Here is a 21796-nt window from a genome sequence, read left to right as displayed (position 1 = left end):
ACTAAGGGTAATGGTATCGTCATGGAGAGCCATCGGCGGGTCGATCATAGGCCCAAGCCGGGCAGCTACCGGGAAGGACGCCCGCGATGACGCGACCACTCGCCCCGTTGCGCCGCTTTCTGGTGCTCTTCGTGCCGGCCGTCGGCGCCCTCGCGGTCCTGGCGTTCGGGATGGCGCAGGGCGCGCTGCCCGCGTCGTTCGCGGTGTCGGGGCGGCAGATGCAGGTGTCGGCCGACGAGCTGTCGGGGCAGGGCTTCGGCCTGCACCCGGCCGTCGTCCGCACGGCCGACGGTGCCGACCACCCGGTCATGGTGCTGACGATGCGCTCGGCGCGGGTCCGCGGGCTGTGCCAGTCCGCGCACGTCGACACGCCCCTCGGCCGCTACACGGTGCGGCTCGGCGCGACGGACCCGGCCCGCGCCTCGCAGATCACCGGCCTCAGCATCTCCGCCACCCATGTCGACGCCGACGTCGACTTCACGTCCCTGCTGCTGAACCGGGACGCGGGCGGGCTCGGCACCGGCACCCCCGCCGACGGCTCCCCCGGCGACTTCGGCGTCGGCGCCGGGGGCTTCACCGTCACCGACGTCAAGGCCGACGCCTGGATGGTGGCGGGCGGCTCGTTCCAGGTGACGGGCCTGGACGTCTCCTTCGGGCGGGACGTCCCGGCATGCTTCTGAGCCGCCTGCCCGCGGGGCGGCGCGCCGCCGCGGCGTGGTGCGCCCGCCGCCCCTTCGCCGCGGGCCTGCTGGTCGCCGCGGCGGGCGCCGAGATCCTGCTGGTGCCGGTGGTCGGCACCGGGCTGATCGTCCACACCGGAGTCGGGGGCTACGCCGCCTTCCTGCTCGGCCTCTTCCTCGCCGCGCTGGGCGCGGCGCTCTGGTTCGCGCCCGAGCAGCGCGTCCCCGTCGCGCTGCTGACCGTCCTCGCCGCCCTCGCCGCGTTCGTCCTGACGAACCTGGGCGGCTTCCTGGTCGGCACCCTCGCCGCGATCACCGGCGCGTCCCTGGCGTTCGCGTGGACGCCGCCCGCCGACGACGGCCGACCCGGGCGGCGTCCACGCGGGGCTCGCGGGCCGGCGGTCAGACCGCCGCGCCGGCGAGCGCCGCCAGGTCGGTGAGGATCTCCGACGCGGTGACCGGGGCCAGGTCGCCGAGGCGGAGGGGCGCGGGCGGGGAGGGGCGGTGGTCGTCCGGCCGGGGGGCGAGCCAGACGGCCGTGAGCCGCTGGGTGTCGCCGGTCGCGTCCACGGCGCCGACCGCTATCCCCGGCGACAGGTTGACGACGAGGTGCCATCCGTCGGCCCGCCGGGAGATCCACCGTTCGAGGCCGGCGTCCAGCGGCTGCCCGCGCTCCCACCCCCGGCGGACGAGCGCCAGCAGCGTCCCGAACGGGACGTCGAGGCCCTCGAACCGCTCCAGCCGGTTGCCCTCGCGCTCCGCGTCGGTCAGCACGTGGACGGGCCGGGTCAACTGCTCGAACGGCTGCAGGATCTCGTAGTCGGCGAACACCTCCGCCCACGCCGGAAGGGTGTCCCCGAGGTGGAGCGGATGCGCGATTCCGACACCGGCCGACTCCGGAAGGACGAACGTCTCGTCGTCGGCGTCGGCGAACGTCCCGTCCTCGGCGACCCGGAACGACGCCGTCGCGCCGCCGTCCTCGGCCAGCCACACCAGGCGGCGGGCCAGGTGCCCCACGAGCGGGTGCCCGACCAGGTACGTGCGGAACTCGGCCGCCGTCCAGCGCCGCCCGGTGACGAGCGCGCGTTCGAGGCGGAGCAGCGCGTCGGACGCGGCGCCGCGCACGTCCTTCTTCAGCACGGCGAACGCCTTGTGGGCTGCGGGCGCCAGCTCCGGATCGTCCTTCGCGCCCGGCTTCGGCAGCGCCTTGCGGACCTTGCCCGCCTCGTCCACCACGAACGGCTTGAGCTGCTCGTCGAACCCGACCGTGAACCGCCACGGACCGTAGTCGAGCGCCATCGCGCCGTTTGCGTCCAGGCCGAACGCCGGGACGAGCCGGTCCGCGAGCTGCTCGGCGGTGAGGCCGAGGCCGTCCGCCACCTCCTGCACCTTCTCCTGCGCGCGGGCCCGCAGCCCCTTGAACTTCACCTTCCGCGAGATCGAGTCCAGGTGCGACAGCGCCAGGCCGGTGCCGATCTCGGCGAGGACGTCCAGGCCGGTGACGGCGTTCCTGTGGCCGCCCTCCCCCGGCCACGCCCGGATCACCGGGGAGAGCATCCGCACCGTCTCGTCGTCCCCGGTGCGGCCGAGCTGCGTCAGCGCCCACGCCTCCTTCGGCGGCGCGCCCGCGTCCCGCCACCGGCGGAAGAGGGCCCGGCCGAAGTCGGCGAGGGACGCCGGATCGACGACGGCGAGGACCTCGTCGAGCAGGCCGGACGCGTCCGCCAGGCCGATCAGCTCGATGAGGGCCCGGGTCTCCCGCGCCGGGACCGCGCGCTCCCGGTCCTTGAGCAGGACCTGCGGGAGCACGGACGGGTCCGCCCAGGCGCCCGCCTCCGGCCGCTTGACCAGGCCCGTGCGCGCCGGGTGGGCCGCCAGCATCGCGCGCAGCCCGCCGGACGCCTCCGGGCAGGCGGCGGCGACCGCGTCCGGGCCGTGCTCGGCGGCGAGCCGGCGCAGCACCCGCTCGGCCTGCCCCCGCTTCTTCGCGGCCTTGCCGAGCGCCCGCACCGCGAGGTACGGCACGGTGTCGAGCCCGTGGTGGAGGAGCCACGCGTCCGCCGCCCGCCGGCCGCTGCCGTCCTCCCGGGCGAGCCGGTCGCACATGAACTCGGCGATGCCGCAGCTCAAGAACGGCACCAGCAGGTCCGCGTAATCCCAAGGGGAGTGGCCGGCGTACCAGAGCACTCGCTCGAGGGTCGCGGTCCCGTGCCGCGCCACCACGGCCCGGCGCCAGTCCCGGTCGCCGACCGTCAGCCAGGCGCCCTTCGCCAGCAGCTCGCAGGCCTCCTCCGACGCGGGGCCGTCCGCCGTGAGGACCTTCCGGTACCGGTCGTCCGACGGCACGACGGAGGCGACGTCCGCCGCGAGCCACGCCTCGCGGAGCCCCTCCGGCCAGCGCGCCCGGACGGGCGGCACCGGGACGTCCGCCCGGAACGTCTCCGGCGGCCCGCCCCACGGCGGCGCGGCCAGCACCGCCGGGATCTCGGCGGCGGGCGCGTCGGGAACGCGGGCGGCCGTCTCGGTGAACGGCTCGACGGCCGCGCGCACCGGCCCGGGGAGCGCCGGCAGGGCGGCGACGGCCGTGTCGAGGTGCGTCCGGACGTGGTCGCCCAGCTGCTCGGCGAGGCCGCGGCCCGCGAGCAGGCGCATGGCGCGCACGGGGAACCGCCGCATCGCCTCCTGGAGCGCGCGGCGCGCGTACTTGTCGGCGCGGCGGTCCAGCAGCGCCTCGAACGCCGCGTCGGACGGCAGCAGCGCCACGGCCCGGAAGATCTGCTCGCGGTCGCGGCTGTCCAGGTGGCCGACATCGAGGCTCTCCAGGAGGAACGGCAGCACGTCCAGGCCGAGGCCGTCGACGAGGGTGGCGAGCACGTCTCTGCTCGCCTCGCCCCAGGAGAGCGTGACGTTCGCGGTGCGCAGGTGCTCGGCCGTCCCCACCGAGCACAGCGCGAGCGGTTTGTACCTGTGGCGGTCGGCCTCGGCGAGGGACTCCGCCACCCAGTCGTGCCGGTTCGGCACCAGGTAGGCGGCGAGGAGCCGCGTCGCCGGGGTGGCGCGGTGCGGGTCGAGGGCCTCCTGCTCGGCGTCGCCGGCCGCGGCGAGCAGGCCCCGCACCCGCCGCAGCGGGAGCGGCCCGGGCCGGTTCGGGTCCCCGTCGTCGCGCGCCGCGCGGACGGTGAACCGGCCGCGCCACCCGCCGCCCCCGGCCATCGTCCTGACGGTCGTCCGGGACGTCTCGAGGAGGGCGCGCCCGGCGAACCCGGGGCCGTGCGCGACCGTCCAGGCGTCGACGAACGTGCGCCACACCGGTGTCTTGAGATCCCCCACGGCGTGCCGCACGAGCTTCGCGACCACCGCGGCGCCCACCGGGTCGGGCGTCCCGTCCCGGTGCCGCCGGACGGCCTCCGCGATCTCCGCGGTCGGGCGGCCGCCCGCCAGCATCGCCTCGACGACGCCCTCGCTTCCGGCGACCAGCCGCGCGGCGGCCTCAGGCGCGCCGGGGGCGGCCTCGGGCTCGGACACGGGGGCGCCGCCGCGCCGGGGGTGCACGGACCGCAGCCACTCGTCCGGCAGGGTCAGGAGGTCCTCGTCGGGCAGGACCTGGAGCCGATCGTTCATGTGCCCTCACCGTAAGGGATCAAGTGGTCGAGAACGGAGCGAACCGGGAGGTCAGCGGGCGGCATCGCGCAGCGTCTCCAGGTCGGCGATGATCTCGGACGCCGCCACCGGGTCGAGGTCGCGCAGCGAGGGCGGGGTGCTCCGCGCCCCCCAGTACCGCCCGGGCGCGGCCGCGAACCGCACGTCCTCGAGGAGCTGCACGTCGCCGGTCGCGTCCGGGAAACCGATGGTGAAGCCGGGGTCCAGGTTGACGACGGCGTACCGGTCGGCGCCGGCCCTCCGGGACATGTACTCCTGGCTGCCGCCGTCCCCCGGCTCGGCGCGCTCCCAGCCGCGCTTCTCCAGCCCGAGGACCGTCCCGAACGGCACCTCCAGCCCCTCGAACCGCTCCAACCTCCCGCTCTCCCGCTCCGCGTCGGTCAGCGCGTGGACGGGCCGGGCGAGCTGCTCGAACGGCTGCAGGATCTCGTAGTCGGCGAACACCTCCCCCCACACCGGAAGGGTGTCCCCGAGGTGGAGCGGGTGCGCGATCCCCACCCGGGCCGACTCCGCGAGGTCGAACGCCTTGTCGTCGGCGTCGGCGAGCGTCCCGTCCTCGGCGACGCGGAACGACGCCGTCCCGTCCGCGGTGTCGGCGAGCCACACCAGGCGGCGGGCGAGGTGCCCGGCGAGCGGGTGCCGGACGAGGTGCGCGCGGAACTCGTCCGGCGTCCAGCGGCGGCCCTCGACCATCGCGCGTTCGAGGCGGCGGAGCTGGTCGGCCGCGACGGTCCGGACGTCCTTCTTCAGCGCGGCGAACGCCTTGTGGGCGGCGGGCGCCAGCTCTGGATCGTCCTTCGCGCCCGGCTTCGGCAGCGCCTTGCGGACCTTGCCCGCCTCGTCCACCACGAACGGCTTGAGCTGCTCGTCGAACCCGACCGTGAACCGCCGCGGACCGTAGTCGAGCGCCATCGACCCGTCCGCGTCCAGGTCGAAGTGCGGGACGAGCCGGTCCGCGAGCTCGTCGAGGGACAGCCCGCGCGCCTCCGCCACCTCGGCGATCTTCTCCTGCGCGCGGGCCCGCAGCCCCTTGAACTTCACCTTCTGCGAGATCGAGTGCAGGTGCATCAGCGCGACGTCGGAGCCGATGCCCGCGAGGACGTCCAGGCCGGTGACGGCGTACTTGTGGCCGCCCTCCCCCGGCCACGCCCGGATCAGCGGGGCGAGCCGCCGGACCGCCTCGTCGTCGCCGGAGCCGCCGAGCTGGGCGAGGGCCCAGCTCTCCTTGGACGGGCGGCCGAGGTCGAGCCAGTGGGCGAACACGCTCCAGCCCAGTTCGGCGAGCGAGGCGGGCTCGAACGCCGCGCGCAGCTCGTCCAGGCCGTACGGGACGGGCAGGGCCAGCAGTTCCAGGAGCCGCGGGACGTCGGCCTCCGGGAGGGCGCGGTCCCCGCCGCGCAGCAGCACCTGCGGCAGCGCCGCCTGCCGCACCCAGTCGCCGACCGCGGGCCGTTTGACCAGGCCGGTCTGCACCGGGTGCGCCGTGAGGAGCGTCCGCAGTTCGTCCGCCGCGCCGGGGCACGCGGCGGCGACCGCGTCGGCGCCGTGCCGGGCGGCGAGCCGGCGCAGCGCGTGCTCGGCCGCCCGGCGCGGCTTCCCCGGCCGGCCCAGCGCGGCCGGGGCGAGGTACGGGACGGCGTCGGTGCCGTGCAGGTCCAGCCAGGCGACGGCCGTGGCCGCGCTCTCGCCTCCGCGGAGCAGGTCGTCGGCGGCGCCCGCCGCGACCGGGGCGCTCAGGAACGGCAGGTACAGCCCGGCCGCCCGGACCACCAGGTCGTGGGCGTCGACGCCGTACCGGGCGACGACCGGTTTCATCCAGCTCTCGGCGTACACGAAGCGCACCAGCTTGGGCAGGACGGGGCGGACGACGTCCTCCGGCCCGAACAGCAGCAGGTTGCCCAGTTGCATACGTCCCAGGAACCGGTCCGTCCCGGCGGCGAGGTCCGCCCAGTCGGGTTCGGGGACGAGCCGCTCCATCTCGCTCGTGTCGGCGGCGAGCCACGCCTCCCGCATCCCGGCGGGCCAGGCGACGCGCGGCGCGGGCGGCTCCAGGCCGGGCGCCGCCGGCTTCACCGGCCGCTTCCAGGGCGGCGGCGCGGTCAGGCACGCCGGGAGGTCGGCGGCCGGCGCCTCCGGGACGCGCGGCGCCATCGCCGCGAGGATCGGCTCGACGGCGGCGCGGGCGCCGTCCGGCAGGTCCGGCAGCGCGGCCGCGAAAAGGTCGGCGTGCGCGCGGACGTGCCCGTCGAGCAGCTCGGCCGCGTCGCGGTCGCCGGCGTCCGCCAGGAGGCGCACGGCGCGGTGGGGGAACCGCCGCATCGCGTCCATCAGCGCGCCCCGGCCGTGCCGGTCGTCCCGCCGGTCCAGCAGCGCGCGGAACGCGTCGTCGGTCGGCAGCACGGCCACCGCGTCGAAGACGCACTTGCGGAGCTCGCCGCCCTGCCGGCCGTCCGCCACCGCGTTCAGCAGGTACGCCAGCACGGCCGTGCCGATGCCGTCGGCGAGCGTCGCGATCGTGCCGGTGGACACCCGGGCCCGCCGAGAGCGCGGCAGCAGCCCGTCGAGCTGGGACGGCCGGCCCAGCGAGCACAGCACCAGCGTATCGAGCCGCTCCCAGCGGGGGCCGGCGGCGAGGAGCTCGTCGACCCGGTCCTGCCGGTCGGGAAGGAGGTACGCGACGATCCACGCCCCCAGCACCTCCTCCTCGGCGGGCCAGTGGACGGCGTCCAGCCGCTCGGCCGCCGCCGCGTACCCGGCGTCGTCGGCCGCCGCGAGGAACGCCCGCACCCGCCACAGCGCCTCCTGCTCGGGCTCGCCCAGGCCGCGGGGCATCCGCGTCCCGTTGTGGAACCGCCGGTCGGCGGCCAGCACCGCCTTGCACCGCTCCACGACGGCCTCGGCGGCGAAGGCGAGCCCGTGCTCGGCGACCCACGCGTCGACCAGCGTCCGGAACGCCACCGCCTTGCGCTCGTACTTCCACTCCGCCTTCACCGCGGCGGCCGCGACCGCCGCCGCCCCCACCGGGTCGGGCTCCCCGGCGAGGTACCGCCGGGCCGCGTCGACGGACTCCCCCTCCCCCGCGGGCGCCCGCATGAGGCTCCGCGCCTCCGCCGGGTCGGCGGGCCTCACCGCCGCGGGCACGCCGCCCCGGCGGGGGTGGATGTACCGGAGCCACGCCTTCGGGAAGTCGAACACGTCCTCGTCCGGCGCCACGGAGTTCTGCTGATCCTTCATAGCGGGTCAACGTAGGGCATGCCGCCGACGTCGGCGGGGCCACCGGAACGCCCGGCGGCCGGATGCGGGACGATGGCGGTCCCGCGAAAGAGGAGGTCGGAGTGGAGATCGGGGACGGGACCCTGGCGGTGGGCGCGGGACGCCCGCCCGCGGAGAAGTTCGCGCCGACGCTGCCGGGACCGGCGTTCGCCGCGCACTACCACCTGCCCGGCGAACCGTCCGGGCCCTACACCTACGGCCGCGACGCCAACCCGACGTGGACGCTGCTGGAGACCGCCATCGGCGAGCTGGAGGGCGGCGCCGAGGTGTCGGTGTTCTCGTCCGGCATGGCGGCGATCGCGGCGGTGCTGCTCTCCCAGGCGCGGGCGGGCGACGCGGTCGTCCTGCCGACGGACTGCTACCAGACGACGCGGTCGCTGCGGGACCGGCTGGAGTCCTACGGCGTCGAGGTCCGGATGGGCCCGACGGCCCGCGACGCCCAGCTCGACCTGCTCGACGGGGCCCGCCTGGTCTGGCTGGAGACCCCCTCGAACCCGAACCTGGACGTGTGCGACGTCGCCCGCATCGTCGAGGCGGCGCACGCGGGCGGCACCCTCGTCGCCGTCGACAACACCCTCGCCACCCCGCTCGGGCAGCGCCCCCTCGACCTCGGCGCCGACTTCTCCGTCGCCAGCGACACCAAGGCGATGACGGGCCACGGCGACCTCCTGCTCGGGCACGTCGCCACCCGGGACCCCGGGCTGGCCGAGAGCGTCCGGTGGTGGCGCAAGACGGTCGGCGCGATCCCGGGGCCGATGGAGGCGTGGCTGGCGCACCGGTCCCTCGCGACCCTGCAGCTGCGGCTGGACCGGCAGTCGGCGAACGCGCTCGCGCTCGCCGAGGCGCTGCGCGACCGTCCCGAGGTGTCGGGGCTGCGGTACCCGGGCCTGCCGGACGACCCGTCGCACGCCCTCGCGTCCCGGCAGATGAAGCGGTTCGGCTGCATCGTGTCGTTCACGCTGCCCGACGAGGAGTTCGCCGAGCGGTTCCTCGGCGCCCTCGCGCTGGTGACGCAGGCGACGAGCTTCGGCGGCGTGCACAGCTCGGCGGAGCGGCGCGGCCGGTGGGGCGGCGACGCGGTCGAACCGGGCTTCGTCCGCTTCTCGGTCGGCGTGGAGGACACCGCCGACCTCGTCGCCGACGCCCTGCGGGCCCTCGACGCCGCCCGGACCTGACCGGCGGGGGCTGATCCGGCGGCGGGCGGGTAGGCAGCCGGGCGTGGGGGATGCGCGCGACCGGGCGGCCCGGAGACCGGGCGGCCCGGGATGAGCTCCGAGGCCGACGTCGTCATCGCGGGCGCCGGCCCGGTCGGTCTCGTCACCGCGCTGCTGCTGGCCCGGTCCGGGGTGTCCAGCGTCCTGCTGGAGGCCGCGGACCGCCGCGAGACGACCGGGTCCCGCGCGATCTGCTTCCAGCGGGACGTCCTGGACGTCCTCGGCCGCGCCGGCTGCGGCGACGACCTCGTCGCCCGCGGGGTCACCTGGACGACGGGGCGCACCTACTACCGCGGCACCGAGCTGTTCGCGGTGTCGTTCCCCGACCCGGGCGAGGGCGTGACGCCGCCGTGGATCAACATCTCGCAGTCCGAGGTGGAGCGGCGCCTGTGCGGCCTCGCCGCCGCCGAACCGCTGGTCGACCTGCGCTACGGGCACCGGGTCGTCGCGCTGGAGCAGGACGCCGCGGGCGTCGAGCTGACGGCCGCGAACGGGGCCCGCGTGCGCGGCGGCCACGCCGTGGGCGCCGACGGCGCGCACAGCACCGTCCGCCGCCTGCTGGGCGTCGCCTGGCCAGGCCGCTCGTTCGACGACCGCTTCCTCATCTGCGACGTCCGCGCCGACCTGCCGTTCCCGAACGAGCGCCGCTTCCACTTCGACCCGGTGTGGAACCCCGGCCGGCAGGTGCTGGTCCACCAGTGCCCCGACTCGGTGTGGCGCATCGACTGGCAGGTGCCCGAGGACTTCGACCTGGACGCCGAACGCGCGTCGGGCGCCCTCGACGCCCGGATCCGCCGGATCGTCGGCGACGCCCCGTACGAGCTGGTGTGGACGACCGCCTACCGGTTCCACCAGCGGTGCGCCGCGGCGTTCCGCGCGGGGCGCGCGTTCCTGGCGGGCGACGCGGCGCACGTCTTCGCCCCGTTCGGCGCGCGCGGCCTCAACTCGGGCGTCCAGGACGCCGAGAACCTCGCCTGGAAGCTCGCCTTCGCGCACCGGCACGGCGCGCCCGACGCCCTGCTCGACACCTACGACGCCGAACGCCGCGCGGCGGCGCTGGAGAACCTGCGGGTGACGGCCCGCACGATGGAGTTCCTGGTCCCGCAGACGCCGGAGCAGCGGGAGCGGCGGGTCCGCACGCTGGAGCGGGCGCCGCACGACCCGGACGCCCGCGCGGCGATCGACTCCGGGAAGCTCGCCGAGCCGTTCCGCTACGCCGGCTCCCCGCTGACCACGCCGTCCGGCACGTCCCTGCCGGGGTCCCTCTGCCCGGACGCCCCGTGCGTCCTCGACGGCGAACCGGCCCGGCTCCGCCGCGTGTTCGGCACGGGCATGACCGTCCTCGTGCCCGCCCGCCACGCGGCCGCCGTCGCGGCGGACGTCCCCTGCCGGGTCCTCGCGCTCGAAGACGTCGGCGCGGAGGCCGCGCTGCCCCCGGACGGCGCGGTCGTCGTCCGCCCGGACGGCCACATCGCCGCCGCCTTCCCGGCCTTCGACCCGGCCGCCGTCCGCACCGCCCTCCACCGCGCCTGCGCCCGCCCGCCCACCTGACGGCCCCCGAAGCGCTCCGCCTTCGCGCCGCGAGTGCGCCGCTCGCCCCCGGCCGGGTGGCCGGACGCGTGAACGACGGACCGCCACCGCACAACTCCTCGACGACGGCTTGGACGGGCGCGACCCGCACGTCGTGTCCGCCGGGGACCAGCTTCGGGTCAGGGGGTGGGGAGGGCGGGGCTGGGATCCTCGTCGGCCGGGGCGGGGGGCGCGGGACGGTCGTGGTCGGGGCCGTCGCGTTCGGCGCGCAGGCGCTTGCGGTGGGCTCTGCGGCGGAGGGCCGTGACGAGGGCGATGGCGGCGCCGGCGCCGATCCCGAGGACCGGGAGAAGGGCGGCGAGAAGCAGGCCGCCGCCCAGCGCGAGGAGGCCGCCGGACGGGTCGCCGATCGCGTACCGGGACAGCGCGCCGGACGAGCAGGTGATCTCGTGGTCGCCCGCCCGCGTCACGTCGATGGTGTAAAGCAGCGCCCAGGTCTCGTCGCGGGTGAGGAACACGTCGGTCCCCGGGTCGGTGAGGCGGGGGTCGCCCGGCCCGGTGATGCCGCACGTCGGGCCGGGCGACCGGCCCGGGTACATGACCCAGATCGCCTTGTCGCTCCCCGGGTCGAGGCGCAGGGTGACGGTGTCGCCGTTGGCGAACCGGTCGCCGGTGCCGACCGCGCCGATCGCGCCGTCGAGCCGGTACGCGCCGATGACCGTGCCGAGCACGGTCAGCACGACGGCGATCGCGGCCGCCGCGGCGTACCAGGCGCGGCGGGGCCGGAGTTCGTTCGCCGCTTTCTGCGGCAGATCGGGCTGCATCGCCATAACTTAGACCGGCCGCCCGAAGGCGGGCACGGCCGGGACCGTGGGGGCGCCGGCCCCGGTCGGCAAGGCCGTGCGGGCGCCGCGGCGGCCCGCCGTCCCCGGGCGCGTGCCGGTGCGCTCGTCCAGGTCAGGCCCATGGCAGGGTCGATGCGTGGACGAACTGATGACGGCCGCCGTTCTGGTGGGCCACGGGGAGCCGGATGTCCTGCGGGTGCGTCACGATGTGCCCGTTCCGCGGCCGGGGTCCGGGGAAGTGCTGGTGCGGGTGAGCGCCGCGGCGGTGAACAACACCGATATCTGGACCCGGGAGGGCGCCTACGGGCTGCCGGGGCGGCCGGACGCCCGCGCGGGGTGGCGGGGCCCCATCGCGTTCCCCCGCATCCAGGGCGGCGACATCGCCGGGACGGTCGCCGCCGCCGGCCCCGGCGCGCCCGGCGGCCTCATCGGGCGGCGGGTGCTGGTCGATCCGGCGCTGTACCGGGACGAGGGCGCGCAGGCGCCGCCCGTCGGGCTGCTGGGCAGCGAGGCGGACGGCGGGTTCGCCCAGTACGTCGCGGTGCGGGCGGACCGGGCCCACGACATGACCGGGTCGCCGCTCTCGGACGAGGAGCTGGCGTGCCTGCCGGTGGCGTACGGCACCGCGATGGGCATGCTCGAACGCGTCGGGCTCCGGGACGGGGAGACGGTGCTGGTCACCGGCGCGTCCGGCGGGGTGGGGCTGGCGCTGGTGCAGCTCGCGGCGGCCCGCGGCGCCGCCGTCGTCGCGGTGACGGGCCGCGCCCGGGCCGAGGAGGTCGCCGCCGCCGGCGCGGCCCACGTCGTCGCCCGCGACGAGGACGACCTCGCCGCGCGGGTGCGGTCGCTGTGCCCCGCCGGGCTCCCGGTGGTCGCGGACGTCGCCGGGGGCCCCCTGCTCGAACGGCTGCTGCCGCTGCTGGCGGACGACGGGCGGTGGGTGATCGCCGGGGCGGTCGCCGGGCCGGTGGTGCCGTTCGACCTGCGGCGCCTCTACCTGCACAACCGGCGGCTGATCGGCTCGTCGATGCACACCCGCGAGCACTTCGCCGAGCTGGTCCGGATCGCCCGTGCCGGGCTGGTCAGGCCCCGCATCGCGGGACGGCACCCGCTCACCGGGATCGACCGGGCGCAGCGGCAGTTCGCCGAGGGGCGGTACACCGGCAAGATCGTCGTCCGCCCCTGACGCCGCGCGCCGCTACTGGGTGGCGATGGCGATGCACCGGCGCAGGACCGCGACGGCCTCCGGGTCGCCCTCGATCCGCACGTCGCCGCCGCGGTTCCAGACCCAGCGCAGCAGGGCGTCCGGCGGGCCGGTGAGGGTGACGTCGGCGGGGCCGCCGCCGGGGCCGTCCTGGACGTCGAACAGGTCCGGGCCGGACCGGACGGCCCACGCCGCGCCGTCCGTCCGCAGCGCGTACGTCCGTTCGGGGGCGCCGCCGAGGACGCCGGTGAACTCCTCGCTCCACTCGGCGACGGCGTACGCCACGCAGACCTTGAGGAGTTCGTCGATGCCGTCGGCGGCGAGGTCGGGCGGGACGTCGCCGACCGGGCGCCCGGCGCCGAGTTCGGCGTCGATGCGGTGGATCAGCGTCTCGTGCGCCATGCGGCGCATCAAGAAGCCGACGGTCTGGTCGGGGCCGTACCAGGTGACCGACGGGTCGCCGGGCGCCCGGGCGGCGAGCTCGCCGCGCAGGTCGGGGTAGGACCGGTCGAGCAGGGCGAGCGGGTCCTCGGCGGCGAGCCCGGGCGGGGGCCACGGCTCGGGCTCGGCCCCTTCCCGGACGGTGCGCGCCTTCTCGAGGTACACCTCGCCGACGTGGCGGGCCAGGTCGGCGACGGTCCAGCCGGGGCAGGTGGGGACGGGAGCGGAGAGGCCGGACGCGGCGGCCGCGCGGAAGCGGGCAAACTCGTCGTCGAGGTGGCCGAGGAAGCGGGCGTGATCCATGCCGGGCATCCCAGCAGGTCCCGCCGTCTTGATCAACACGAGCGGGTCGAGCGTCCGGTGCGGGGTCTCCCGGCCGGGCACGGCGCGGCCTGGACGCGGCCCGCCGAGGCGCGCCGCGCGCCGGAGGACGACCGGACGTGCGCGCGGCCGCCGGGGGAACACGCGGGAACCGTGCGGGGAAGGCGATCATCTCAGTCACGTGATGACGAGTCAGGAGCCAACGGGGGCGCGGAACTTCAACGTCGATCTGCGCGGGATCGTCGACCTGCTGAGCCGGCACCTCTACAGCAGCCCCCGCGTCTATGTGCGGGAGCTGCTGCAGAACGCGGTGGACGCGATGACGGCGCGGGGCGCCGGGACGGACGCGCCGATCCGGTTCGAGACGGGGAACGGGGAGCTGCGGGTCGCCGACGCGGGCGTCGGGCTGACCGAGCCGCAGGTGCACGAGCTGCTCGCGACGATCGGCAATTCGTCGAAGCGGGACGAGCTGGGACTGGCGCGGCACGACTTCCTCGGGCAGTTCGGGATCGGGCTGCTGTCGTGCTTCCTCGTCGCCGACGAGATCGAGGTGGTGACGCGCAGCGCGGCCGTCCCGGACGCCCCGGCGGTCGTGTGGCGCGGCCACGCGGACGGGCACTACACCGTGGAGCCGGGGCGGCGGGACGAGCCGGGGACGACCGTGGTGCTGCGGGCCCGGCGGGACTTCGGGCACTGGCTGGAGGCGTCCACGGTCCGGGAGCTGGTGCGGCACTACGGCGCGCTGCTGCCCTGCGACGTGCGGGTGGACGGCGAGCGGGTCACCGAGCCGGCCGCGCCGTGGGAGCGGGACCGCGGCGAGCTGGTCGCGTACGGGACGCGGGTGCTGGGCGCGGAGCCGTTCGACGCCGTCCCGCTGGAGGTGCCGGAGGCGGGGCTGCGGGGCGCGGCGTTCGTCCTGCCGTACGAGAGCAACCCGAGCGAGCGGGCGACCCACCGGGTGTACCTGAAGCGGATGCTGCTGGGCGACCGGGTGGAGGGCGTGCTGCCGGAGTGGGCGTTCTTCGTCCGGTGCGTCGTGGACGCCGGGGAGCTGCGGCCGACGGCGAGCCGGGAGCAGCTGTACGACGACGAGCTGCTGGCGGTGACGCGGGAGCGGCTCGGCGACGCGCTGCGGTCGTGGCTGGTGCGGCTGGCGGCGACGGACCCGGCCCGGATGCGGGACTTCCTGAAGGTGCACTACCGCGGGGTGATGGCGCTGGCGGTGCACGACGCCGAGATGCTGCGGATCGTGGACGAGCAGGTCCCGTTCGAGACGAGCGAGGGGCACGTCACGCTCGCGGAGCTGCGGGCGCGGCACCGCTCGATCCGGTACACGCCGCGCGTGGAGGAGTTCCGGCAGCTGTCGGCCATCGCGGCCGCGCAGGGCATCGCGCTCGTGAACGGCGGCTACGTCTACCACGTCGAGATCCTGAACCGGCTGCGGCGGCTGGACCCGGACCTGGACGTCCGCAGGCTGGAGACGTCGGAGCTGGCGACGCGGTTCGGTCCGGTGGGGCCGGGCGTGGAGTTCGCGGCCCGCGACTTCCTGGACGCCGCGCGGCGGACCCTCGCGGGGCACGGCTGCGCGCCGCTGCTGCGGTCGTTCTCCCCCGCGTCGCTGCCGGTGGTGTACCTGGAGGGCGACCCGGGCGGGCACGGCGCCGACGAGGACGCCGACGGCGTCTGGGCGGATTTCATCGCCACCGGGGAGCCGGAGCGGGCCGGGCCGCGGCTGGTGTTCAACCACCGCAACCCGGTCGTGGCGCGGCTGACGAGCACCGCGGACGTCCGGGTCGTGGAGCTGTCGGTCGAGGCGCTGTACGGGTACGCGCTGCTGACCGGGAACCGGCCGCTGCGGCCGGACGACGTGGCGGGCGTGAACCGCGCGTTCCTCGGGCTGGTCGAGCACGCCGTCCGGGAGGGGTGATGGCCGCGCTGGACCGCGAGGAGCTGCGGCGGCGGCACAAGGCGGCGTGGCGGCTGGAGCCGGGGAAGCCGGGCGGCGGCAAGGAAGTGTTCGTGGCCGCGATGGAGGCGGTGCTGGCCGACGCGGAGGCGCTCGGCGACCCGGAGGCGCTGTTCGAGGTCCGCATCGACTACGGGTACGCGCTGCGCTCGAAGAGCTGGAAGCGCCGCTCCCAGGAGGTCATCGGGGAGGAGCTCGGCGTGCTCCGCAAGGCGCTGCTGATGTGGCACGCCGAACCGCACCGCTACAGCCCCGCGCACGTCACGGCCATGTGGACGCAGTTCTACAACGTCCTCGACTGGTACATCCGGATGGACGTCCAGCCCGCGGACGGCGTCCACCGGCTGATCGACGAGCTGGAGCGGTACTGCCCGCCGGAGCGGCGCTGGTCGCGGTACGCGCTGGACGACGCCCGCATGGACCTCGAAGCGCGTCGCGGGAACGTGCCCGAGGTGGAGCGGCTGTGGCGGCGGCTGCGGGTGCAGGGGACGCCGGAGGAGCACTTCATCCCCGACGGGCACGCCGGCGGGAACGCGCTCATGTGGACGCGGCTGGGGCGGTACGACCTCGCGATCGAGGCGATGGCGCCGGTGGTGTCCGGTCAGATCCCGGTGCGGGAGGACAACGCGTACGAGACCGCCCTGATGATGCCGTACCTGCACACCGGGCGGCTCGACGAGGCGGTGGCGGCGCACCAGCGCACCTACGCGCTGCGCGGGCTGACGTACGAGGACGTCGCCGCGCACCTGGAGTTCTGCGCCCGCACCGGCAACGAGGAGCGCGGACTGGACGTCCTGCACCGCAACCTCGGCCGGATCGGGATCGACTGCCGGTACGCCGTGCACATGTGGACGGCGGCCGCGGCGGCGCTGCTGTGCCGCCGCGTCTGCGAGGCGGGGCTCGACCGCGAGTGGTTCTGGCCGTGCGGGTGCGACGACCCCGACTGCGACTACCTGCCGCTGACCACGTACGCCGAGATCGGCGCGCAGTTGCACTGGGGGGCGGTGAACCTGGCCCGCGAGATCGGCGAGATGGACGGGTCGACGCACCTGCCGGAGCGGGTCGAGGCGCTGATCCGCGCGGAACCCGTCGTCGACCGGCTGGAGCTGCCTCCGCCGTCCGCCCCGCCCGCGCGGGACGCCGGCCCGCGGCTCGCCGCGCACCTGGCCGTCGCCGACCCGGGCGGGCTGCGGCGCGAGCTCGGCCGGGCGCGGGCCGCCGAGAGCGCGCGGCGGCGGATCAGCCGGACGCAGCAGGTGGTGCAGAACGCGGTCGCGGCGGGCGCCGCGGACATCGTCGCGGACGCCCGGTTCGCGCTGCTGGACGACCTGCTGCCGGAGAACCGCGAGCGGTGGCGGCAGCACCTGTTCACGACGGTGGAGGAGCTGCTGCGCCTGCACGGCGAGCGTCCCGACCTGTTCGGGGCGGAGCGGCTGGACGCGCTGTGGCGGGCGGTGCCGGTCGCGCTGGACCGGGTCCTGGCGCGCCCCGGGCCGCACCTGCGGCGGGTCCGCGGCCTGCTCGACCTGCTGGAGCCGCGATGCCGCCCCGGGACCGACGACCTCTGCCACGTCCGCTGGTTCCGGACGGAGGAGGCGGCGCGGCGCGGCGACCCGGACGCGGCGCGGGCGGCGTGGGCGGAGTTCCGGGCGCTGCCGTCCGCCGCCGCCCACACCGCGCGCGGGCGCGTCGCGCGCGGCGTCCGGTGGTGGCTCGACCTTGGGCTCGACGGGGAGGCGTTCGCCGCGGCGGCGGCGCTGCCGCCGGGCGACGAGCGCGAGGACCTGCTGCTGCCCGCCCTGCTGCGGGCGGGGCGGGCGGAGCGGGCGCGGGAGGTGCACGAGCGCTCGCACCTGACGGCGTCCGGTGCGGCGGAGGTCGCCGCGCACCTGCTGTACTGCGCGGAGACGGGGGCGCTGGAGCACGGGCGGGACATGCTCCTGCGCGTCCTCGGCCTGTTCCACATCACCGACGACGAGGACTGGGAGTTCGACCTGCTGCGCGCGTACGCGGGCGCGATCCGGGTGGGCGAGGCGCTGGTGGCGGCGGGGCTCGACGAGCCGTGGACGTGGCCCGCGGACGCGTGCTGCGAGCCGGAGGACGGCTGGAGCTTCGCCCGGATGGCCGCCTCGTGCCGCGACTACCTCGGCGTGTACGCGCGCCGTTGGGAGGACGTCCTGGGGACCGCGTACCACACCCGCGCCGCCTTCGACCTCGCCGGCGGCCGCGCCGGGAAATCCGGGTGATCGCGGGGCGGGCCGGGCAGTAGTGTGCGCGCTCATGGACGATCCGCAGGCGCTTCTCGACAACGGCGACGTCCCCGGGCTGCTGCGGCACCTGCGGGCGAACGCCGACGGCATGGACCTCCGGGAGCTGGCGCGGCTGGCCGGCGGCGCCGCCGCGGCGTCCGGGTTCGACGATCTGCGGGAGGCCGCGGCGGCGGTCGCCGGGACGGCCGGGCGGGGCGGGGAGCCGGGCCCGCAGGAGCTGTACGACTTCGGGTACGCGTGCGTCGAGCGCGGGGCGGCGGCCCTGGCCGTCCCGGCGCTGCGGGCGGCGCTGGAGCTGCTGCCCGGGGAGGTGGGGCTGGTCCGGGAGCTGGCCGCCGCGCTGGAGCGGGAGCACCGGCACGCGGAGGCGGTCGCGGAGCTGGACGCCCGCGCCGCCCTGCTGGAGCCGTGGCCGGACCGGTACCTCGTCGCCTACAACGCGTTCATGGCCGGGGACGTCGCCCGCGCGGAGGACGCGGCGCGGGGGCTGCCGGAACCGGACGGGACGTGGGCGCCCGCCGCGGAGCGGCTGCACCGGCTGCTGGCCCGGGCGCGGGCGGTGCGGGCGGTGTCGCCGCTGGACGACCGCGACCTGCGGGGCTGGCAGTTCGCGATCGGCGGGGCGGTGCTGCTGACGCTGTCGCCGCACGGGTTCGCCGACGGGATGACCGGCCGGTTCGCCTACCTCGGCGACGCGTACGGGCAGTGCCGCCGCTCCGTCGAGCGGCTGCGGACGGTGCTCGGCGCGGCCGGGCTCGCCCCGGACCGGGTGATGCCGCTGCCGGACCGGTCCAGCACGATCCTCGGGCTGGCGGCCGCGGAACTGCTCGGCCTGCCCGCGGAGCCGTTCGCGCCGGAGCGGCCGGGCTCGCTCGTCGTCGCCTACGACCTGAACGAGGCGGACGGCGAGGCGCTCGGCGGCCTCTGGGACCGGGCGGAGGGGCAGGTGCTGTTCGAGCACGCCACCTGCTGGACGGACCCGCCGCCGGTCACCGCCGACGTGAGCGGGCTGCTGCACCAGGTGGCCGTCCCGCCGTGGGGCGCGGGGCTGCGGGCGGCGCCGGACGGGTCGGTGGAGCGGACGGAGCCGGACGAGCGGCCCGCGGCGGAGGTCGCCGCGGAGATCGTACGGGCGGAGCCGGACGCGGACGAGGGCGACGGCGGGACCCCGCCGGACCCGGACGCCGCCCTGGCCGCGCTGGTCGCGGCGGTGCGGCCGCAGTGGCCGGCCGCCGGGCCCAGGGAACCGGTCGGTTCGCCCGGGCCCGTGCGCAGCTCGCGGTTCGCCTGACGGCCCCGGGGCCGGTCAGCCGGTGGCGCGCAGGGCGGCCTCGAAGGCGGTGACGGCCTCGGAGACGGCGCCCGCGGGCAGCTCGCCGAAGAGCCGCGGCGGCCCGTCCGGGGCCCAGGCGCTGTAAACGGAGCCGACGAGCCGCACCCCGCGGACCTCCTGGTCCTCGATCTCGTACGTGTCGTACTCGGGCAGACCGGGGTCGAGGTCGAGGGCGACGGCGCGCTCCCCCGCCCCGACCGCGATCCACGGCCGGCGGCCCCCGCTGGCCGTGGCCTGGCGCCAGCCCCCGCGGAGCAGCGCCCGCGCGCCGGCGGCCGGGAGCACGGCGCCCTCGTACCGGACGAGGCGGTCCGCGCCCCGCTCGTCCGCGGTCAGGACGCGGCAGGGGCGTCCGAGCTGCGGGAACGGCTGGAGGATCTCGTAGTCGGCGAACAGCGCCGACCACGCCTTGTGCTCCTCCTCGCCGAGCAGGACGGGGTGCACGACGGTGATCTCCGAGTCCGCCGGGAGGTCGACGGCCTCGTCGGCGGCGTCGGCGAGCGTGCCGTCCTCGGCGATGCGGAACGACGTCCCGTCCGCCGCGCGCCACACGAGGCGGCGGGCGATGGGCCGGACGACCGGGTGCCGGGCGATGTACGCGCGGAACTCGCCGGGCGTCCAGCCCCGCCCGGCGATCATGGCGTGTTCGAGGCTCGCGATCCGGTCGGCGCCGACGACGCGGACGTCGGCCTTGAGCCGCGCGAACCGCTCCCGGGCCGCCGCCGCGCGTTCGGCGTCGTCCCGCACGCCCGGTTTCGGGAGGCTCTTGCGGACCCGGCCGTCCTCGTCGACGACGAACGGGGCGAGCCGGTCGTCGACGACGGCCGTGAAGCGGCGCGGGCCGTAGTCGAGGACGAGCGTGCCCGCGGCGTCCAGCCCGAGGTCGGGGGCGAGCCGGTCGGCGAGCCGCTCGGCGGTGAGGCCGCGCGCCTCGGCGATCCCGCCGAGGCGGTACCGGGCGGCGTCCCGGACGGTCTTGGTGCGCGCCCGCATCGCGATGTCGTTCAGGTGCTCCGCCGCCGCGTCCCCGCCGATCTCCACGATCGCGCGGAGCGCGCCGCTCCTCAGATCGGCGGTGTCCGGCTTCGTCCATCCGAGGACCAGCGGGGCGAGGCGGCGGACGGTCCCGGCGTCGCCGAACCGGCCGAGGGCGCGCGGCACCCACCCGTCGCGGGCCGGGCGGCCGCCGTCCAGCCACGCCTCGAACAGGCCCCACGCGAACGCGGCGAGGGACGCGGGCTCGCAGATCGCCGCGACCTCGGCGAGGGCCTCGTCCGCGCCGGGGTACTCGCTCGGGCGGCCCGCGATGGCGAGGAGCAGCACGAGGTTGCGGGCCGCGTCGGCGGGGAGTTCGCCGCCGCCGTCCCGCAGCACCGGGCGGGGCACCGACGCCGCGTCCGCCCAGGCGGGCCGCTTCGGCGGCGCGGGGGGACGCTCCGCGGGGGCGACGCCGGACGGCGCCTCGGCCAGCATCCGCTCCACGGCGGCGGCCGCCTCGTCGCCGTAGGCGCGGGCGGCGCGCACGACCAGCCCGGCGTCCATGGCGGCGACGTGCCGCAGCGCGTGGACCGCGTACCGGCGGGGCGCGGCCGCCGCGCCGAGGGCGTCCGGCACCAGGTAGTACCCGGCGGCGAGCGGGCCGTGCCGCTCGAACCAGGTCTCGGCGACGTGCCGCGCCCGCTTCAGCTTGTAGAGCCAGTAGGCGGCGAGGCGGGCCGTGTCGGCGCCGAGCAGGGGGACCGCCGCCCAGCCGTTGGGGGCCGGGCGGGCCTCGGCCATCCGGACGACGAGATCCCACACGTCCGTCTCCCAGCGCGCGAGGAGGGGCCGCAGCCAGTGCCCGAAGCTCGCGTCGTCGCGGGGCTCGAACTCCGCGAGCAGGGGCCGGGCCAGATGCTCGGGCGCGCGGACGATCACGTCGGCCCGGCTGAAGTCCGGGCCCCCGTACCGGCCGAAGTGCCGGTCGATCTCCGCCCGCCAGTGGGCTTCGTCCTCGCCGCCGGGATCCGCGGACCACTCCTCGCGCTCGCCGGGCGCCCAGCGGACGCGGCGCCCGGCCGGGGGTTCCAGGCCCTCGACGGTCACCGCCTTCCAGTCGGCGGTCCGCTTCGGTTTGCGCAGCCACGGCGGGTCGGTGAGGGCTTCGGGGAGCGTCGGTGTCATGGGACTGCCTTCGGGTCAGCGGGCGGAGGCGGCGAGGCGGGCGAGGTCGGCGAGGATTTCGGACGCGGTCACGGGGTCGAGGTCGCCGAACGCCGGGCCGGTGTCCGGGGCGGAGTACCGGTCGCCGGGCCGGTCGGCGATCCGGACGCCGAGGGTCTGGTCGCCGAACTCGTCGGGGCGGCCGACGGTGATGCCGGGGCGGAGGTCGATGACGACGTACCGTCCGGCCCCGGCGCGGCGGGAGATCCACGGTTCGACGCCCGCGTCCTGCGGGGCGGCGCGCTCCCAGCCCCGGTCCACCAGGCCGAGGACGGCGCCCGGCGGGACCTTCAGGCCGTCGAGGCGGGCCAGGGCGGCGGCGGCCCGCTCGTCCTCGGTGAGGGCGTGGACGGGCCGGGCGAGCTGCTCGAACGGCTGCAGGATCTCGTAATCGGCGAACATTTCCGACCACGCCTTCACCCCGTCGCCCAGGTGGACCGGATGCGCGATCCCGACCCGCGCGGTGTCCGGCAGGACGAGCGTCTCGTCGGCCGCGTCGGCGAACGTGCCGTCCTCGGCGACGCGGAACGCCGACCCGCCCTCGACGAGCCAGACGAGGCGGCGCACGAGGTGGCCGACGAGGGGGTGCCCCGCCAGCAGCTCGCGGAACTCGCCGAGCGGCCACCGCCGGCCGTCCACCATCGCCCGTTCCAGCCGCGCGATCTGGTCGGCCGCGACCGTCCGGACGTCCTTCTTCAACGCCGCGAACCGCTTGTGCGCGGCGGGCGCGAGATCGGGGTCGTCCTTGGCGCCCGGCTTGGGCAGCGACTTGCGCACCTTGCCGCCGTCATCGGTCACCGTCGGCTTGAGCTGCTCGTCGAACCCGACCGTGAACCGCCGCGCCCCGTAGTCGAGCG

At 76.8% G+C, this 21796-nt stretch carries 14 protein-coding genes; 8 read left to right on the top strand and 6 right to left on the bottom strand.

The features are described 5' to 3' along the window. Window positions 1-86: 86 nt before the first annotated feature. Both H505_RS0128765 and H505_RS44950 read left to right on the top strand, forming a co-directional pair. Window positions 87-680: a DUF6230 family protein gene (locus tag H505_RS0128765; RefSeq protein ID WP_064743725.1), complete on the top strand. Its 594-nt coding sequence runs from the start codon at window positions 87-89 to the stop codon at window positions 678-680. Then, the gene (locus tag H505_RS44950) at window positions 671-1120 is read left to right on the top strand and encodes a DUF6114 domain-containing protein (protein ID WP_051301280.1); all 450 of its coding nucleotides are present in this window, start codon (window positions 671-673) and stop codon (window positions 1118-1120) included. Before H505_RS0128765 ends, H505_RS44950 begins: the two co-directional genes overlap by 10 nt. On the opposite strand, the gene H505_RS44945 is transcribed toward H505_RS44950, so the two are convergent. Further along, a complete protein-coding gene (locus tag H505_RS44945) occupies window positions 1083-4301 on the bottom strand; it encodes a DUF4132 domain-containing protein (RefSeq protein ID WP_034520354.1) in 3219 nt (1072 codons plus the stop codon). The genes H505_RS44950 and H505_RS44945 overlap by 38 nt on opposite strands. Window positions 4302-4352: 51 nt before the next feature. After that, window positions 4353-7574 carry a DUF4132 domain-containing protein gene (locus H505_RS0128750; RefSeq protein ID WP_026404738.1) on the bottom strand — a complete coding sequence of 1074 codons (3222 nt, stop codon included), beginning with the start codon at window positions 7572-7574 and terminating at the stop codon, window positions 4353-4355. Window positions 7575-7675: 101 nt separating this feature from the next. On the opposite strand from H505_RS0128750, the gene H505_RS0128745 reads away from it, so the two are divergent. Further along, window positions 7676-8788: a cystathionine gamma-lyase gene (locus H505_RS0128745; protein ID WP_026404737.1), complete on the top strand. Its 1113-nt coding sequence runs from the start codon at window positions 7676-7678 to the stop codon at window positions 8786-8788. A gap of 90 nt (window positions 8789-8878) precedes the next feature. Beyond that, entirely contained in the window at window positions 8879-10378 is a 1500-nt protein-coding gene (locus H505_RS0128740; RefSeq protein WP_026404736.1) for an FAD-dependent monooxygenase, read from the top strand. Between the two features lie 158 nt (window positions 10379-10536). Here H505_RS0128740 and H505_RS0128735 read toward each other — a convergent pair whose 3' ends face one another. Then, window positions 10537-11181: a hypothetical protein gene (locus H505_RS0128735; protein ID WP_157433160.1), complete on the bottom strand. Its 645-nt coding sequence runs from the start codon at window positions 11179-11181 to the stop codon at window positions 10537-10539. Between the two features lie 157 nt (window positions 11182-11338). On the opposite strand from H505_RS0128735, the gene H505_RS0128730 reads away from it, so the two are divergent. After that, window positions 11339-12388: a zinc-binding dehydrogenase gene (locus H505_RS0128730; RefSeq protein ID WP_245592652.1), complete on the top strand. Its 1050-nt coding sequence runs from the start codon at window positions 11339-11341 to the stop codon at window positions 12386-12388. A 12-nt stretch (window positions 12389-12400) separates the two neighbouring features. On the opposite strand, the gene H505_RS0128725 is transcribed toward H505_RS0128730, so the two are convergent. Next, on the bottom strand, window positions 12401-13150 hold the full coding sequence (locus tag H505_RS0128725) for a maleylpyruvate isomerase family mycothiol-dependent enzyme (RefSeq protein WP_026404733.1): 750 nt from the start codon (window positions 13148-13150) through the stop codon (window positions 12401-12403). Window positions 13151-13352: 202 nt separating this feature from the next. Between H505_RS0128725 and H505_RS0128720 the strand changes: the two genes are divergently transcribed. From H505_RS0128720 to H505_RS0128710, 3 genes are read left to right on the top strand one after another with little or no spacing between them, the layout of a single operon-like run. Then, entirely contained in the window at window positions 13353-15095 is a 1743-nt protein-coding gene (locus H505_RS0128720) for an HSP90 family protein (RefSeq protein WP_026404732.1), read from the top strand. Further along, window positions 15095-17380: a hypothetical protein gene (locus H505_RS0128715; protein WP_026404731.1), complete on the top strand. Its 2286-nt coding sequence runs from the start codon at window positions 15095-15097 to the stop codon at window positions 17378-17380. The genes H505_RS0128720 and H505_RS0128715 overlap by 1 nt, the downstream gene beginning before the upstream one ends. Window positions 17381-17414: 34 nt before the next feature. Then, a complete protein-coding gene (locus tag H505_RS0128710; protein ID WP_051301289.1) occupies window positions 17415-18695 on the top strand; it encodes a tetratricopeptide repeat protein in 1281 nt (426 codons plus the stop codon). 15 nt (window positions 18696-18710) lie between these two features. Here the strand turns inward: H505_RS0128710 and H505_RS44940 are convergent, their stop codons facing one another. Next, on the bottom strand, window positions 18711-20900 hold the full coding sequence (locus H505_RS44940; RefSeq protein ID WP_051301278.1) for a DUF4132 domain-containing protein: 2190 nt from the start codon (window positions 20898-20900) through the stop codon (window positions 18711-18713). A 15-nt stretch (window positions 20901-20915) separates the two neighbouring features. Further along, window positions 20916-21796: DUF4132 domain-containing protein (locus tag H505_RS44935; protein ID WP_034520351.1), on the bottom strand; the 881-nt coding region annotated here is incomplete at its 5' end.

Origin of the sequence: Actinomadura rifamycini DSM 43936 (assembly GCF_000425065.1) — a bacterium.
Taxonomy (GTDB): domain Bacteria; phylum Actinomycetota; class Actinomycetes; order Streptosporangiales; family Streptosporangiaceae; genus Spirillospora; species Spirillospora rifamycini.
The sequence above is the reverse complement of the archived record's forward strand: the minus strand, read 5'-3'. Positions and strand labels throughout refer to the sequence as shown.

Bases quoted from the DNA above. Each gene is read 5' to 3' on its own strand.
- H505_RS0128765 (WP_064743725.1), top strand. From the start codon at position 87: ATGACGCGACCACTCGCCCCGTTGCGCCGCTTTCTGGTGCTCTTCGTG.
- H505_RS44950 (WP_051301280.1), top strand. From the start codon at position 671: ATGCTTCTGAGCCGCCTGCCCGCGGGGCGGCGCGCCGCCGCGGCGTGG.
- H505_RS44945 (WP_034520354.1), bottom strand. From the start codon at position 4,301: ATGAACGATCGGCTCCAGGTCCTGCCCGACGAGGACCTCCTGACCCTG.
- H505_RS0128750 (WP_026404738.1), bottom strand. From the start codon at position 7,574: ATGAAGGATCAGCAGAACTCCGTGGCGCCGGACGAGGACGTGTTCGAC.
- H505_RS0128740 (WP_026404736.1), top strand. From the start codon at position 8,879: ATGAGCTCCGAGGCCGACGTCGTCATCGCGGGCGCCGGCCCGGTCGGT.
- H505_RS0128735 (WP_157433160.1), bottom strand. From the start codon at position 11,181: ATGCAGCCCGATCTGCCGCAGAAAGCGGCGAACGAACTCCGGCCCCGC.
- H505_RS0128725 (WP_026404733.1), bottom strand. From the start codon at position 13,150: ATGGATCACGCCCGCTTCCTCGGCCACCTCGACGACGAGTTTGCCCGC.
- H505_RS0128720 (WP_026404732.1), top strand. From the start codon at position 13,353: ATGACGAGTCAGGAGCCAACGGGGGCGCGGAACTTCAACGTCGATCTG.
- H505_RS0128715 (WP_026404731.1), top strand. From the start codon at position 15,095: ATGGCCGCGCTGGACCGCGAGGAGCTGCGGCGGCGGCACAAGGCGGCG.
- H505_RS0128710 (WP_051301289.1), top strand. From the start codon at position 17,415: ATGGACGATCCGCAGGCGCTTCTCGACAACGGCGACGTCCCCGGGCTG.
- H505_RS44940 (WP_051301278.1), bottom strand. From the start codon at position 20,900: ATGACACCGACGCTCCCCGAAGCCCTCACCGACCCGCCGTGGCTGCGC.